This is a genomic window from Vibrio sp. St2, from assembly GCF_947311885.1.
GTDB classification, from domain to species: domain Bacteria; phylum Pseudomonadota; class Gammaproteobacteria; order Enterobacterales; family Vibrionaceae; genus Vibrio; species Vibrio coralliilyticus.
On the sequence record NZ_CAMZNA010000014.1, the window covers coordinates 12685 to 27280 of the forward strand.

The 14596-nt window shown below is 46.3% G+C and carries 15 protein-coding genes; 7 read left to right on the top strand and 8 right to left on the bottom strand.

Translation table 11 applies throughout. The features are described from left to right. Window positions 1-38: 38 nt before the first annotated feature. Complete coding sequence (gene ybaK, locus QMA41_RS23035) at window positions 39-512, top strand: Cys-tRNA(Pro) deacylase (protein ID WP_281630697.1); 474 nt, start codon at window positions 39-41, stop codon at window positions 510-512. Between the two features lie 71 nt (window positions 513-583). Here the strand turns inward: ybaK and QMA41_RS23040 are convergent, their stop codons facing one another. Beyond that, on the bottom strand, window positions 584-1828 hold the full coding sequence (locus QMA41_RS23040) for a uracil-xanthine permease family protein (RefSeq protein ID WP_064487875.1): 1245 nt from the start codon (window positions 1826-1828) through the stop codon (window positions 584-586). A 249-nt stretch (window positions 1829-2077) separates the two neighbouring features. Here QMA41_RS23040 and QMA41_RS23045 point away from each other — a divergent pair, with 249 nt between their 5' ends. Continuing rightward, entirely contained in the window at window positions 2078-3298 is a 1221-nt protein-coding gene (locus QMA41_RS23045; protein ID WP_281630698.1) for a DUF2066 domain-containing protein, read from the top strand. Between the two features lie 31 nt (window positions 3299-3329). On the opposite strand, the gene QMA41_RS23050 is transcribed toward QMA41_RS23045, so the two are convergent. The 4 genes from QMA41_RS23050 to QMA41_RS23065 are packed head-to-tail and all read right to left on the bottom strand — an operon-like array spanning window position 3330 to window position 6163. Next, window positions 3330-3749 carry a DUF2069 domain-containing protein gene (locus QMA41_RS23050; RefSeq protein ID WP_019277135.1) on the bottom strand — a complete coding sequence of 140 codons (420 nt, stop codon included), beginning with the start codon at window positions 3747-3749 and terminating at the stop codon, window positions 3330-3332. 3 nt (window positions 3750-3752) lie between these two features. Continuing rightward, entirely contained in the window at window positions 3753-4319 is a 567-nt protein-coding gene (gene wrbA / locus QMA41_RS23055) for an NAD(P)H:quinone oxidoreductase (RefSeq protein WP_006963091.1), read from the bottom strand. Continuing rightward, window positions 4316-4660 carry an arsenate reductase (glutaredoxin) gene (gene arsC / locus QMA41_RS23060; RefSeq protein WP_171749157.1) on the bottom strand — a complete coding sequence of 115 codons (345 nt, stop codon included), beginning with the start codon at window positions 4658-4660 and terminating at the stop codon, window positions 4316-4318. Before arsC ends, wrbA begins: the two co-directional genes overlap by 4 nt. Window positions 4661-4708: 48 nt before the next feature. Next, the gene (locus QMA41_RS23065) at window positions 4709-6163 is read right to left on the bottom strand and encodes a M48 family metallopeptidase (protein ID WP_281630699.1); all 1455 of its coding nucleotides are present in this window, start codon (window positions 6161-6163) and stop codon (window positions 4709-4711) included. A 301-nt stretch (window positions 6164-6464) separates the two neighbouring features. Here QMA41_RS23065 and QMA41_RS23070 point away from each other — a divergent pair, with 301 nt between their 5' ends. The 3 genes from QMA41_RS23070 (at window position 6465) to QMA41_RS23080 (ending at window position 9851) form a co-directional block, all read left to right on the top strand. Beyond that, a complete protein-coding gene (locus tag QMA41_RS23070) occupies window positions 6465-6701 on the top strand; it encodes a sulfurtransferase TusA family protein (protein ID WP_006963088.1) in 237 nt (78 codons plus the stop codon). After that, entirely contained in the window at window positions 6694-7770 is a 1077-nt protein-coding gene (locus tag QMA41_RS23075) for an AI-2E family transporter (protein ID WP_006963087.1), read from the top strand. The genes QMA41_RS23070 and QMA41_RS23075 overlap by 8 nt, the downstream gene beginning before the upstream one ends. A 209-nt stretch (window positions 7771-7979) precedes the next feature. Next, entirely contained in the window at window positions 7980-9851 is a 1872-nt protein-coding gene (locus QMA41_RS23080; protein ID WP_171346973.1) for a methyl-accepting chemotaxis protein, read from the top strand. Window positions 9852-9906: 55 nt separating this feature from the next. Here QMA41_RS23080 and bcp read toward each other — a convergent pair whose 3' ends face one another. Further along, the gene (gene bcp, locus QMA41_RS23085; RefSeq protein ID WP_006963085.1) at window positions 9907-10377 is read right to left on the bottom strand and encodes a thioredoxin-dependent thiol peroxidase; all 471 of its coding nucleotides are present in this window, start codon (window positions 10375-10377) and stop codon (window positions 9907-9909) included. Between the two features lie 12 nt (window positions 10378-10389). Further along, the gene (locus QMA41_RS23090; protein WP_006963084.1) at window positions 10390-10932 is read right to left on the bottom strand and encodes a glycine cleavage system protein R; all 543 of its coding nucleotides are present in this window, start codon (window positions 10930-10932) and stop codon (window positions 10390-10392) included. 300 nt (window positions 10933-11232) lie between these two features. Between QMA41_RS23090 and dapA the strand changes: the two genes are divergently transcribed. Then, the gene (gene dapA / locus QMA41_RS23095; protein WP_006963083.1) at window positions 11233-12111 is read left to right on the top strand and encodes a 4-hydroxy-tetrahydrodipicolinate synthase; all 879 of its coding nucleotides are present in this window, start codon (window positions 11233-11235) and stop codon (window positions 12109-12111) included. 55 nt (window positions 12112-12166) lie between these two features. Beyond that, window positions 12167-13192, top strand: coding sequence for an outer membrane protein assembly factor BamC (gene bamC / locus QMA41_RS23100; RefSeq protein WP_281630700.1), 1026 nt, complete (start codon window positions 12167-12169; stop codon window positions 13190-13192). 74 nt (window positions 13193-13266) lie between these two features. Here bamC and QMA41_RS23105 read toward each other — a convergent pair whose 3' ends face one another. Beyond that, window positions 13267-14592, bottom strand: coding sequence for a Na+/H+ antiporter family protein (locus QMA41_RS23105; RefSeq protein ID WP_281630701.1), 1326 nt, complete (start codon window positions 14590-14592; stop codon window positions 13267-13269). Between the last annotated feature and the right edge of the window lie 4 nt (window positions 14593-14596).

Genomic DNA, 14596 nt, shown 5'->3' on the forward strand with positions numbered 1-14596 from the left:
TTGCAGCGCTTTTTTGTTATTTATCCAATGGAATCAACATGACCCCGGCAATCAATCTCGCTAAGAAGAAAAAAGTCACCCACACTATTCATCAATATGATCACGACCCTCGTGCAGATAGCTATGGTTTGGAGGCGGTTGAAGCGTTGGGGCAAGATCCGGAGCAAGTGTTTAAGACTTTGTTGTTCTGTATGAATGGAGAGCCTAAAAACTTGGCGGTTGCTGTCATTCCGGTCGACCAAAAACTGAACCTTAAGCTGGCTGCTAAAGCCGCTAAAGCTAAGAAGGCAGAAATGGCGAATCCTGAAATCGCGCAAAAAACGACGGGGTACGTGGTGGGGGGAATTAGCCCGCTTGGTCAGAAAAAAGTGTTGCCTACTTTTATTCATCAGAGCGCGGAAAACAGAGAGACTATTTGTGTCAGTGCTGGTAAGCGTGGTTTGGAAATCGAATTAGCGCCGAAGGATTTGGCTGCATTGACGCGCGGGCAATTTGCAGAGCTGTGTCTGTAACGAGCGATTCTAATCGTCTGATAGGTTCTTTTAAAAAGGGTTGATGTCCATACATCAACCCTTTTTCGATTCTACTTGGCTTCGTCTTCCATTTGGGCGTTATCCACGACGTGGTTTTCACCCAAATCTTTCGGAAGGAGGAGGTTAAGTAGTATTGCTACGATGCCACATAAGCTGACGCCTTGCAGGCTAAATTCGCCAATACCAAAAGCCATACCGCCGATACCAAATACTAGGGTGATCGCAACGATAACTAGGTTGCGGGATTTGTGCAGGTCGACATTATTCTTAATAAGTGTGTTTAAGCCGACAGTTGCAATTGAACCAAACAGCAGAATCATAATGCCGCCCATGACAGGCATAGGAATGGTTTGTAAAACCGCACCAAGCTTACCTACCAGTGCTAAGACAATTGCGCTCACTGCTGCCCAAGTCATGATCACAGGGTTAAACGCTTTAGTCAGCATGACCGCACCGGTTACCTCTGAGTAGGTTGTATTCGGCGGTGCGCCAACCATAGAAGCGGCAATGGTTGCCACCCCGTCACCTGCGATAGTGCGATGCAATCCTGGCTTTTTGATGTAGTTCTTACCTGTTACGTTCGAGATTGCCAACATATCCCCTACGTGTTCAACCGCAGGCGCAATGGCGACGGGAATCATAAATAAGATGGCGTTGATATTAAATTCTGGAGTAGTGAAGTTTGGTAATGCAAACCAAGCTGCTTCATGGACTGGCGTAAAGTCAACGATGCCGTAACTAAGGCTTAGCGCATAACCGACAACGATACCGCCTAGAATCGGTGTTAACTTCAGGAAACCTTTGGCGAAAACACTCAGAATTATGGTTGTTAACAATGAGGCTACTGAGATGACCAGCGAGGCATTTGCATCAATGACCTGTGAACCATCTACTTTACCGAGAGCCATGTTCACAGCTACGGGGGCGAGACCTAAACCAATCACCATGATGACCGGACCGACTACAACGGGTGGTAGTAACTTATGAATAATGTCTACACCGCGTACTTTAATGAGCGCTCCCATTGCAACATATACACAACCGGCCGCCATTAGACCACCCATAGTTGCAGGTACACCCCAAGTTTGAACTCCGTAAAGAATAGGTGCAATAAAAGCAAAAGATGAGGCAAGGAAGATAGGAACAGAGCGGCGAGTAACAAGTTGGAAAAGAAGGGTTCCGACACCTGCACCAAATAGAGCGACACTAGGATCTAATCCTGTCAGCAGTGGGACCAACACGAGAGCCCCAAATGCGACAAATAGCATCTGCGCACCTTGAATGGCGTTTTTCATGGCTTATTCCTTTATGTGGTGAATCGAAGAGCAGTAGGTAAATACTCAACAGAAAAATAAAATTCGCGGGATTTTATCACCTTGGCAATCGTTTGCAATCTGAAGTGGATCAAATAAACAATAATTAACCAATCAGTAAGCGTGATGGTTTAAGGGTGCCAAAACACATAAATCCGACCTTTAGTTGCTCAAGATTGGATAGTTGCTTATCATCCGAAGCTGCAATGAAGAATTGACCTTAGGAAAGCTATGCGCCATTTAGTTTTGTTGGCTTTAGGGCTGGTGGGATTCCCTGCCGCTGCTTTGACCAATGTAGATTTATATCAGACAGAGATTGTACTTGATCAAAGCGTTGAAAATGCGGATGCCCAAGCTCGTGTGGATGGGATGAAAGAGATTATCGTCCGTGCTTCTGGCGATCAAAGTGCAGTATCGAATCAAGTGGTACAAAAGGCTCTGAAACAAAACTCTCAGTACCTTTCGCAAATCAGTTATGGGCAACTTGATGGCCAGCAAACACTTCGTTTGGGTTTCAGTGCGCCTCATATCCGTTCTCTGTTAAGTCAGGCTCAATTACCTATTTGGCCTGCTGCTCGCGCCAATCTGCTGGTTTGGTTGGTTGAAGAGACTCAATATGATCGTAATATCAGCTGGGAACATTCTGATTCACCAGTGCTTGGCCAGATGAAAGTGGAAGCAGAAAAGCGTGGCTTACCGCTGACGGTTCCAGTTGGAGATTTTGATGATATTACAGGTGTAGCTGCCTCTGACCTTTGGGGTGGTTTTGCTCGCCCTGTTGGTGAAGCAAGCCAACGTTACCCTGTTGATGCTGTATTGGTTGTGAGAGTACAGGGTAACTCGCTACGATGGACTTTGTACGACCAAAAACCCGCCACGATTGGTATAACGCGTCAAGCACCAGTATCTGGCTCAAACAGCGGTGCGGATTCTGCGACTAAGATGGTGAACCAGATCAGTGACTACTATGCGAAAAAGAGCGCAGTAGTCGTTGCAAGTGAGTCTTCTGAAACTGTGAAAGTTCGTTTTACTTCGTTAAATAATGCGGTGGATTTTTTCACGTTAGAGAAACAACTGAAGAAACTCAGTTCAGTAGCCGCAACGGATATTCTAAAGATTCAAGGTAATCAGGTGACGTTCAATGTGCATCTGTTGGCTTCTCAAGCGGAATTTGAGCAGGAAGTCAGCCGTATGGGGCAGGTGACTCAACTGGAAAGTAGCACTGAGTCTCAGCCTGTTATTATAGACGAGCCACAAATTGAATCGCCTGACGATTCGGTTAGTGGTGCTCTACCTAACATTGATACTCCTGCTGAGGTTCCAGCAGTGATTCCATCGGAGCAAATCCTGACGTTTGAATGGTTAGGGGCTCCCGCGACAGAAATAGAGCATGAAGCTGAATTGATAGATTCAGAAGAGGCTCAAGAAGCGCTCGAAGACGCAATTGAATAACGAAAAAGGTCTGGCAAATGCCAGACCTTTTTTATTCGAATCGTTCTTTTTCTTCTTTTTCGACTTTCGATAACCGTTTGAGCTTAAGCCCTAACTCTTTACCACGGGAGCGTGCATAAAGAATGTTACCGGCGAAGGCCGCTGCTGTAAGGATTAGTTCTATACCTGCTAGCCAGCGCTCACCACCATCGATATAAAGAATGGTTAACGCATGCAGAAAGTACAGCATCAGCACGAAGTTGGCCCAAGCGTGTGTGTACGGTTTACCAGCAAGAATGCCGGGTAACGGCAACAGCAGAGGAATACTCCAGGCAATGGCAAGTGTAATGCTGCTGATGTGAGGGTGAGGAGATAGGCTAAGTTGCCACAGGGCCACCCAAGCAAGTAGACCGAGGTTTCCACATAACGCCAGAAGCCGGAATAGTTTGGTTTGTGATTGCATTTCCTGCATGCATCAGTCCTTCATTTTTAACGCAGTGGTCGCCAAGCGTTTACCTAGTTGTTGAGCCAGTTCGATTTCATCTTGACTGAGTGAAGCCCCGTCGTGAGTGACAGACGTGGCACCGTAAGGTGTTCCACCGGTTTGCGTGGTATGCAGCGTCGGCTCAGAGTAAGGAATCCCTAAGATCATCATTCCGTGGTGTAACAGAGGTAACATCATGGTTTGCAATGTCGTTTCCTGCCCGCCATGTAAACTGGAAGAGGAGCTAAAGACACATGCAGGCTTATCGATCAAATCTCCAGAGACCCACAAAGACGTCGTCTGGTCCCAGAAGTGTTTGAGTGAGGCGGACATGTTGCCAAACCAGACCGGGCTACCCATCGCTAGGCCATCACAGGCTTTTAGTTCATTTAAAGTCACTACAGGATCTTGAGCTTGTTGCCTTTCATCTATGTCTTCAACCGAACGAATCAAGGCTTCGCAGTGAGGGATAGATTCTATCCCTCTGGCAATTTGCCGCGCTAATGCGCGGGTAGAACCGTGTCGGCTGTAATAAAGGACGACAATCTGGCAACTCATAGAATATCGAGAACCTGCTCTGGTGGACGACCATGTTTTGCCTGACCATTGCTAACGACAATTGGACGTTCAATCAGTTTTGGATTAGCAGCCATGGCTTCGAATAGTTGTTCGTCTGTCGCATCTGCTAGATTGAGCTCTTTGTAGATGTCTTCTTTAGTGCGCATCATAGCGCGAACGTTATCTAGCTTGAGCTGTGCGAAAAGTGACTTCAATTCAGCCACGCTTGGTGGTGTGTCGAGGTATTTGATGATTTCTGGCTGGATATTTTTTTCTTCGAGAAGCGCCAAAGTCTGGCGGCTTTTTGAGCAACGAGGGTTGTGATAAATCACGACTGACATAAGTTGAGTCTCCGAGTTATTGGGAACGGCGTGTCATCCGTTCCATCATTATTGTAGAGCCATAAAACGATCACGCTGAACCATAAGCTGATCGATTCGCGCATCGTAGCGTGCTTGCTTTAGGCTGCCAAGTTCAGCAAGTTGGCTGGCTTGAGTGTAATACTGAATCGCCTTATTCCAATTGGCTTTCAGAGCTAAAATTTCCGCACGAGCAGCGAGGTCTTCGTCACTGCGGCCTAGATGAATACTGGCTTCAGACAGTAAGTGCCAACCATTCACATCGTTAGGGTTATCGTGGGTGTAGCGCTGAAGAACACGCACCGCTTCTTCGTTTTTATCCTGCTTCATCAAAACGTTAGCGTAATTGATGGTTAACACGGCGTTGTTTGGTTTACTTTTCAACGCTTTTTGCAGCATTTTCTCTGCTTCACTGGCCTTTTTCTGCGCAATGTACAAATCGGACATGGCGTCGAGATAGAAGTTGTTGTCCGGTTGTTGTTGGATCAAGGATTGTAAAATCGTGTTAGCTTCATCCAGCTCGTTATTATCTAAATGGACCAGAGCTCGACCATATTGGAAAGAAGATTTCAGGCTTGCTGGCGCTTTCTTCTCTGTGCGAGTCAACCAATCCATTGCGGCTTTGGCACTGATGCCAGCATAACGGGCGACAATACGAGCGCGAGCGAGGTTGTAATTCAGTGATGGGTCAATTCTTCTCGCCGGATAATTTTGCGCTCTTGCTCGGCTGTCGGTAATACGATCTTCCGGCAGCGGGTGCGTCAGCAGCATTGGAGGTGGCTTACTGGCGTATCGGTATTCATCGGCTAAGCGACTGAAAAAGCGTGGCATCGCATTGACGTCAAACCCAGCTTTGGCTAGCGTGTCGATACCAAAGCGATCGGCTTCTTTCTCGTTACTACGTGTGTAGTTTATCTGGCCCTGAATATTACCAGCAGTGGTTGCGGTAATCGCTGCGATACCCGCTTCAGGCGCAGCGATAGCGAGAAGCAGTGAGCCTGCCAATGCCGCCATTGTCGCGGGAGATCGTCTTGCCTGTTCTTCCATACTGCGTGCGAGGTGGCGTTGAGTAACGTGCGCTATTTCGTGTGCGACAACGGAAGCCAACTCGCTTTCACTTTTGGCATGAAGGAATAGCCCAGTATGCAGAGCTACGTAACCACCAAAAAACGCGAAGGCGTTGATATTGCGGTCACGGATCATAAAGAAGGTAAACGGGGTTTTTACGTCACTGGCGCTAGCAACCAACTGGTGGCCTAAGCTGTCTATGTATTCATTCAGAACTGGGTCATTGACGATAGGTTGGTTGTTACGCAGCATGCGCATGTAGGCGTCACCGTATTGTAGCTCTTGATCTATGGTCAAAGTGCTACTGGCTGCCGTACCAATATCAGGCAAATCGAGAGTATTGGCGTAGGTTGGTGTCTGTATACCCAGCGAAGCTGCGACGCATAAGCAGACAAGTGAGCGCGTACGTCTAAACATATTTTATTGGTGATACTCCATGATCATTTGGTCTATCCACTCAGTCTGAGTCATTTGGTTATAATGAACGGTGTCAGGCTGGAGGTATAGCTTTTTGACACTCTTTTACTGAGATGGTTTCACCGTCGATTGGCTGCTGTTTTGTGAATTGTGCGCCTATCATTCATCTATCGAGTGTAAAGTGTTCCATTGAATTGAGTTATGTCAAAGTGAAACTTTTCGCTGCATCGGTGTATTTGCACTGACGCTTGGAAAAAAACACTATACAATATTCCTCCTATGATAAGCATCGGGCTGAAGAATGGAACTGAATCTTTTGGATTTGCGTCAAGAGCGCTGCCCTATGGCACTATTACTTGCCAAGCGTCACACTAAAGGGCTTTGTGAAGGACAACAAACAACCATTTATGTTTCAGACCCCAGTTCTATGTCAGATATAAAACATTTCCTGCTTAAGCAATCCTTCGAGTTGGTCTGCGAAGAGTTGGATAGTTATTACTGTTTGCAAGTGACTAAAGGAACCTTGTCGAATGTTTGAGATGGTGAGTCGTTGGTACAAGCGACGTTTTTCTGATCCACATGCTGTGAGCTTGGTTGCGATTCTGCTCTTCGGCTTTATCACGATTTATTTCTTCGGCAATCTTATTGCGCCTTTGCTTGTTGCGATTGTTTTGGCTTACTTATTGGAATGGCCTGTTTCTCAGTTGTCCCGCTTGGGTATTCCAAGAACGTTATCGGTCATCTTGGTTATTCTTGGTTTTACGAGCTTAATGATGGTGGCGGTATTTGGCCTGGTCCCGACGATTTGGCAGCAAGTCGGCAATCTCATCAATGATATTCCTTCCATGTACACTGGGCTGCAAAAGGTGATTGCAGAGTTACCGCAACGTTATCCTGAATTGGATAATTTCCAGATTGTCGAATCGCTAGTGACCAACGCGAAGAACCAAGTGATCGTGATGGGTGAGACGGTCGTTAAGGGTTCTCTAGCGTCTTTAGTGAGCATTGCAACACTGGCGGTTTACTTGATTTTGGTGCCACTACTGGTGTTTTTCCTGCTCAAAGATAAGCAAGAGATGATTGCCATGGCGAGTGGTGTATTACCGCGCAACCGTAAGCTGGCAACCAAAGTTTGGCATGAAATGAACGATCAAATCTCTAACTATATTCGCGGCAAAGTGATGGAAATTCTGATTGTCGGCGGTGTGAGTTATGTGACATTCGCAATTTTAGATTTGCGCTATTCGGTACTACTTGCCGTTGCAGTCGGTCTCTCTGTGTTGATTCCGTATATCGGTGCGGCTGCGGTAACAGTACCTGTGGCAATGGTTGGCCTGTTCCAGTGGGGGCTGACTCCGCAGTTTTACTGGCTACTAATTGCCTATGGCATCATTCAGGCCCTGGATGGAAATGTACTGGTTCCGGTTCTGTTCTCTGAAGCCGTGAACTTGCATCCAGTTGCTATCATTGTTGCCGTACTGGTCTTTGGAGGGCTTTGGGGTTTCTGGGGCGTGTTCTTTGCTATCCCGTTAGCAACCTTAGTGAAAGCGGTGTGGAATGCTCTGCCAAGTAATGACGAAGACGAAGTCTATTCACACCCCGGATAGGCCAAATTACAATTTCATCAAATAAAAAGCCTCAAAGCTTTCGCTTTGAGGCTTTTTATTTGCGCAAACGGTATATACTTTTTAAAAGATTGTTTTACAAAGTATGAATTTTGTAAGAAATTTCTTAAGTCTGCTGTGGTTAGGACGATAATAATAGATACGACATAACAACTATAAATTAAAAAACGAATTAATCTTTGAGGGACACTATGAGATTTAGTCAAAAGATCGTTGCTGCATCATCAGCATTGCTGTTAGTAACCGTTGTGTTACTTTCGGTGCAACAACTTAATACAGTAAAGGATGAAGTAGAGGACTTGGTCGATACCAGTCTGATTGAGATGGTGAAAGGGGTAAAAAACACCGTTACTTCAGAAATGGAGAGTAAGAAGTCTCTTGCTCAATCCACTACCGAGGTTATTGAACTTGACCCTCAAAACAAAGCACGCGTTAAAGATATTCTTGAGAAACCAAACCTGAAAGGTAGCTTCTTGGCTGTCGGATACGGCTATGAAGCGGATGGTTTTGTTGTAGAAAATGATGATGGCTGGGAAGCTGGTCCTGATTATGATCCGCGTGTCCGACCTTGGTATAAAGATGCTAAAGCCCAAGGCAAGCTTGTAGTCACAGCGCCTTATGTTGATGTTTCCTCGAAGAAAGTCATCATTTCTATCGGTACACCTGTTCGAGACAACGGCCAGTTTACCGCAGCCATGTTTTATGATTTAGAACTGACAGGCTTAGCGGATTTAGTTAATAGCGCTAATCTGCTCGATGCGGGGTATTTGTTTATTATCACCGCTGACGGTACAACCATCGCTCACCCTGATGCCAAGAATAATGGCCAAAATCTTTCCACTTATTTGCCAGAAGCTAGCATTAAAGAAGGCAACCAGCGTATAGAAAAAGATGGTCAGTCATACCTTGTCCACTTTACCAAAGTACCAAGTGAAAACTGGTATATCGGTGCAATTGTTGATGAGAGTATTGCGTTTGCGGCTATTGACGATATGCGTAGCAGCTCAATTCTATACGCAGTAATCAGTGTTGTATTGAGTGTTGTGGTACTGAGCTTCCTGATTAAGTTCCTGATGCGCCCTCTAGGTACACTTAATGAAGCGATCAAAGATGTCGCCTCCGGTCAGGGTGACTTAACCAAACGTCTGGATACGAACACTGACAAAGAGTTTGCTGAGCTGGCAGAAGGCTTCAATACCTTTACTGAGACCTTGCAGAAGCAGATCCAGCAATCGAAAGCGATTGGTGCTGAAATCCTGCGCGGTACTGAAATGACGGTTCAGGGCTCACAAGAGTCAGCAGAAGCGATGCGTAGCCAACTGCAGGAGCTTGAGCAGCTTGCTACAGCGATGAACGAAATGGCTGTGACGGCAACAGAAGTCGCAAATAACGCTCAAGGCGCCGCTGGTGCAGCGAAAGACGCCGATGAAGCAACACAACAAGGCTCTTCAGTGGTGAGTGCTACCACGTCATCGATTGATGCATTGTCGGCGCGAATCGATCAAGCGGTTGAAGAAGTACAAGGCCTGGAATCTGCGACAGCGAACATCGAAACCATCCTTAAAGTGATTAACGACATTGCCGATCAAACGAACCTGCTAGCCTTGAATGCGGCAATTGAGGCAGCACGTGCGGGTGAGTCTGGTCGAGGTTTCGCAGTTGTAGCGGATGAAGTTCGAACGCTCGCGCAGCGTACTCAGGAATCGACAACTGAAATTCGTAGCATGATTGAGCAGCTACAAGCTGGAGCAAGCTCAGTGTCAGCTGCAATGCATGAAAGCAAGAACACAGCGGTGGATGCGGTGGATAAAGCTCAAGCGGCAAATGAATCCTTGCAACGCATTCGTGATGCGATTCAGAGCATTACTGACATGAACATGCAAATTGCTTCTGCGGCAGAAGAGCAGAGCTTGGTGGCGGAAGAGATCAACAGCAATACGGTGAAGATCAAAGATCTGTCGACACAGGTGGCCGACTCCGCAGAAAACGCCAATATTGCTATGCAGGTACAGACGGAAAATGTCCGTGAGCAAGATGCAATACTGAACAAGTTTATTGTTTAAGGATAAAGAAACAAAAAACGCCAGCGACAAGCTGGCGTTTTTTTATGAGTAGAGATTACTTATTTTCATTCAAGTAATCCAAAACCACTTCATGGTGATTTTTGGTTTTGAACTTATTAAAGACGTGCTCAATCACACCTTCTTCATTGATAAGGAAGCTGATGCGGTGTAGGCCGTCATACACTTTACCCATGAACTTCTTCTCACCCCAAACACCGAATTGGTCTGCGGCTGCGTGGTCTTCATCAGACAACAGAGTGAAGTTGAGGTTGTCACGCTCGATAAACTTACCTAGGCGTTTTACTGGGTCAATGCTGACGCCAAGCACTACAACGTTATGAGCATCCAGTTCTGCTTTAGTATCGCGCAGACCTTGTGCTTGTACGGTACAGCCTGGAGTCATCGCTTTTGGATAGAAGTAGAAAAGAATCTTTTTACCAGCAAAGTCACTGAGTGACACTGTGTTGCCGTCTTGATCCAGCAGGGAAAATGCCGGAGCCGGAGTGCCAGCTGTTAGCGTGTTCATTGATTTTCCTTTTTATTGACTGTTCTTTATGAAGTTTAATGAGCCTTGAACGCCAAGGCTTGAGCACAATGCTTCGAATTCTTCCTGCAACTGCATCAAATTACAATCTGCATCAACAGTGGCCGTGATAGCAATATGGAACTGGTTTTGCGTAGACTGAATTTTCGCTTTATCTATGGTCTGCGCGCTGAGTGATGCAAGACCAATATTTTTATCAGCGAAGAACTGAGTGAATTTCTCTGTCAGCCCAACTTCATCATCAGACTCAACAAAGACTTCCAAGCTGTAAGAGTTGTCAGCATGAGCATGTTGAGATGTACGTTTCATCATGGTGATGAGATCAAGTTCCTGACCTAATAAAGGCAGTGTAGTTTCGACGCGAGTGACCGCTGCATTGTTGCCGGAAAGTAGCATAATGAGGGTGAATTCGTTGCCAAAAAGCGCAATGCGACTATCAACAATATTGCATCCAGATTGTGTGACCAGGTGAACCACTTGGTTGCAGACACCGGGGCGGTCCGTTCCTACCGCTGTAATCACCAGATGTTGAGTCATAATATCACTTCGAGCATTGTTATGATTATTAATGAGATAGCTTAGCACAGTTACTGAAGAGAAAAATGTCCGCTCAACAGAAATCTGATGCAATTTTCTGCACTCGTTGCTGACCCTGTCTGAGGGCTTGATATTTCTAACCTCAGGCTGACAACGGGCTGTAAAAAAGGCGTAAGTTGCCAAAGTTCTAACATCTGATAAATATTCACTCAAATAGGTGATTTAAGCGGGTTTAATCCCTTGTCTTTTTCAATCGCCTTACAGTACCATGCAGAAAGTATCTAAATTAGGGAGAAAGACATGTTTTCAGGAAGTATCGTAGCGTTAATTACACCGTTTAATAATGATGGCGAAGTAGATTACGTAAGCCTGAAAAAACTTGTGGATTTTCACGTCGAATCTGGCTCAGATGGAATTGTGGCCGTTGGCACAACAGGTGAATCTGCAACGTTAACCGTTGAAGAGCATGTCAAGGTTGTTACCAAAGCGGTGGAGTTTGCTGAAGGTCGTATTCCTGTGATTGCAGGGACAGGAGCGAATGCTACTCATGAATCAGTCACTTTCAGTCGTTTACTAAACAACTCTGGTATTGCAGGTTGTCTGAGTGTGACGCCGTATTACAACAAGCCAACTCAGGAAGGTTTGTTCCAGCACTATAAGGCGATTGCTGAAGAAAGCGACGTGCCACAAATCCTCTACAACGTGCCAGGTCGCACCGCAGTAGATTTGTTGCCAGAAACAGTTGCTCGTCTGGCAGAAATCGATAATATCGTGGCGCTAAAAGATGCAACGGGTGATTTAAGCAGAATTGCAATTCACCGTGAACTTTGTGGCGAAGATTTTATCTTACTAAGTGGTGATGATTCGAGTGGCCTTGATTTTGTTAAGCAAGGTGGCCAAGGTGTGATTTCAGTTACGAATAACATCGCGGCGGAAGATATGGCAAAAATGATGAAGCTTGCCCTTGAAGGTAAGTACGAAGAAGCCGAGATTATCAACCAACGCTTGATGCCGCTTCATAAGAATCTGTTTGTTGAGTCGAGCCCGATTCCAGTTAAGTGGGCTGCGCACAAGATGGGCTTGATTGCTCACGGTGACTTAAGACTGCCGCTGACAGAGTTGTCTGAAAATGCTCGTCCAATTGTGGCACAGGCAATGACGGAAGCTTGCATCTACTAAATCAGAATGAATTGCCGAAGCACAAAGCTTCGGCATTTACTTATCAGGAGTTTCAATGAAATTGTCTCACCAGCTAGTTGTTAGTTCGCTAGCTGTTTTTGTTTTAAGTGCCTGTTCTGGTGACGCAACTCAGCGTCGTCAGGCGAAGGACGATTTTGATTACCTCAATACTCCGCCTCTGACTGAGTGGAATAATATCGAAGGTGTGAACCCGCGCAACTACACTAACTACCAGATCCCTCAAGGAGAGTTTAGTGGTGGTGTCGGTCGAGATGTGGATATTCGCCCACCACAACAGGTTCTGGAGTTGATCCCAGGCGCGCGTGCAGAGCGAAAGAATGGCGAAGTAACGCTGTGGTTATTGCGTGAAGATGAGCTGGATAAGGTCTGGCAAACGGCGCTGAAGATGCTGCAAGAGCAGAACATTGCTATTCGTGAGCAAACGGATAACCGTATCGAGACGGATTGGGTTAGCTGGCAGTCTGAAGACGAAGACGCTGAAATCGGTTCTCGCTATGAAATCACCAGTGTTGAAGCGAACAATCGCTACGGCTTTAAGATCTCTTTGATTGATTGGCGCGAAGCAGGCAAACAAATGCCAGTCTCCGCGACGAATAAAGAGCGCTATAACGCCTTGATGACCAACCTAGTGACTGCTCGTTACGACTTGGATATTCGTGAGGAAGCAGCTCGTCGTGCTCAAGAGCTGGTTAAGCAGATCCCGATCTCTATGGGCACAGACCGTAGTGGCTTCCCAGTGATCATCGCACGTACTCCTTATAACGTGCTGTGGCCTCGTCTGCCTAGGCTTCTCCCTGAAATGGGCTTCACCATTGAAGAGCGCAACCAATCACAAGGGACAGTGAAAGCTAAGTACGCTGCACCAGATGATGCATTCTGGACTGAGGTTGGCGTTAAGCCGATTGGCCTTTCATCAGGGACTTACACTTTCCTATTTGGTGATTTAGGTAACCGTACTTCTATCAACGTTACTGACTCTTCAGGTAAGCCTGTAGAAGAAGAGCTGCTGAAAGATATGGTACCAGTTCTGTCTGCGGTGGCAGACAAACACGCTAAGTAACCTCCAATAGGTAATAAAAAAGCTGACTATCAAAGTCAGCTTTTTTTATGTCTGTTGTTTTGCTTTTGGCTCGGTTAGAGAACCATTGCCGCAATCCAACCAAACACAATCAATGGGATGTTGTAGTGAACAAACGTCGGCACTACGGTTTCCCAAATGTGTTCATGTTGACCATCAGCATTCAGGCCAGACGTAGGGCCAAGTGTTGAGTCAGAGGCTGGAGAACCCGCGTCACCCAATGCAGCCGCTGTACCAACTAGAGCAATTGTTGCCATTGGCGAGAAACCAAATGCTGCAGCCAGTGGTACGTAGATCGTTGCAATGATCGGGATAGTCGAGAACGAAGAGCCAATGCCCATAGTGACTAAGAGGCCAACAACCAGCATAAGAAGAGCGGCTAGTGGTTTGTTATCCCCGATACTAGTCGATAGTGCTTCTACCAAAGACTCCACTCCGCCTGTTTGCTTCATTACGGCAGCAAAACCAGCGGCGGCAATCATTATGAAGCCAATCATCGCCATCATGTGCACGCCTTTAGTGAACACGTCATGGGTTTCTTTCCAAGCGATAACACCACCAAACGTGAAGACCATGAAACCTGCTAGGGCACCAATGATCATTGAACCTGTGGTTAGCTGGACAGTAAGTGCAGCGATGATACCAGCACAAGCAATTAGGATGTTCTTTTTGTTGATTGACGGCGTGTTTTCTTCAACGTGTGTCAGCTCCGTTTCCTTGTATTGACGAGGCTTACGGTAACTAAAGAAAATGGCTGTTAATAAACCGAAGATCATACCTGCTGCTGGCAGCAACATAGCGACAGGGACTTGGCTTGCGACGACGGACTCCAAGCCATTATCGTGCAGGTTTTTGAGCAGGATGTTATTAAGGAATATACCGCCAAAGCCAACTGGTAAAACCATGTAGGGTGTTACTAGGCCGAACGTCAGCACACAGGCAATCATACGACGATCTAGATTGAGCTTCGCAAAAACGCCTAACAGAGGTGGAATAAGAATAGGGATGAAGGCGATATGCACAGGTACGACGTTCTGAGAAGACATAGTCACTAAGATTAGTGCGATTAACACTGCGTACTTAAGACCTGTCGAAGCAGAGCCGTTTTTTTTACCGTGAATACGTTTGATGACACTGTTTGCCAGTAAATCGGTGATCCCCGATTTAGAGATAGCGACAGCGAATGTCCCAAGCATAGCGTAGCTTAGTGCAATCGTTGCACCGCCACCTAGGCCACTTTCAAATGCAGCAACAGCATCATTTAGGTCCATGCCAGCAACGAGGCCACCGACGATAGCACTGAATGTCAGGGCAACCACGACATTCACGCGCATCAGTGCCAGAAGCAGCATGATACATACTGAAATTACAACAGGATTCATAGTT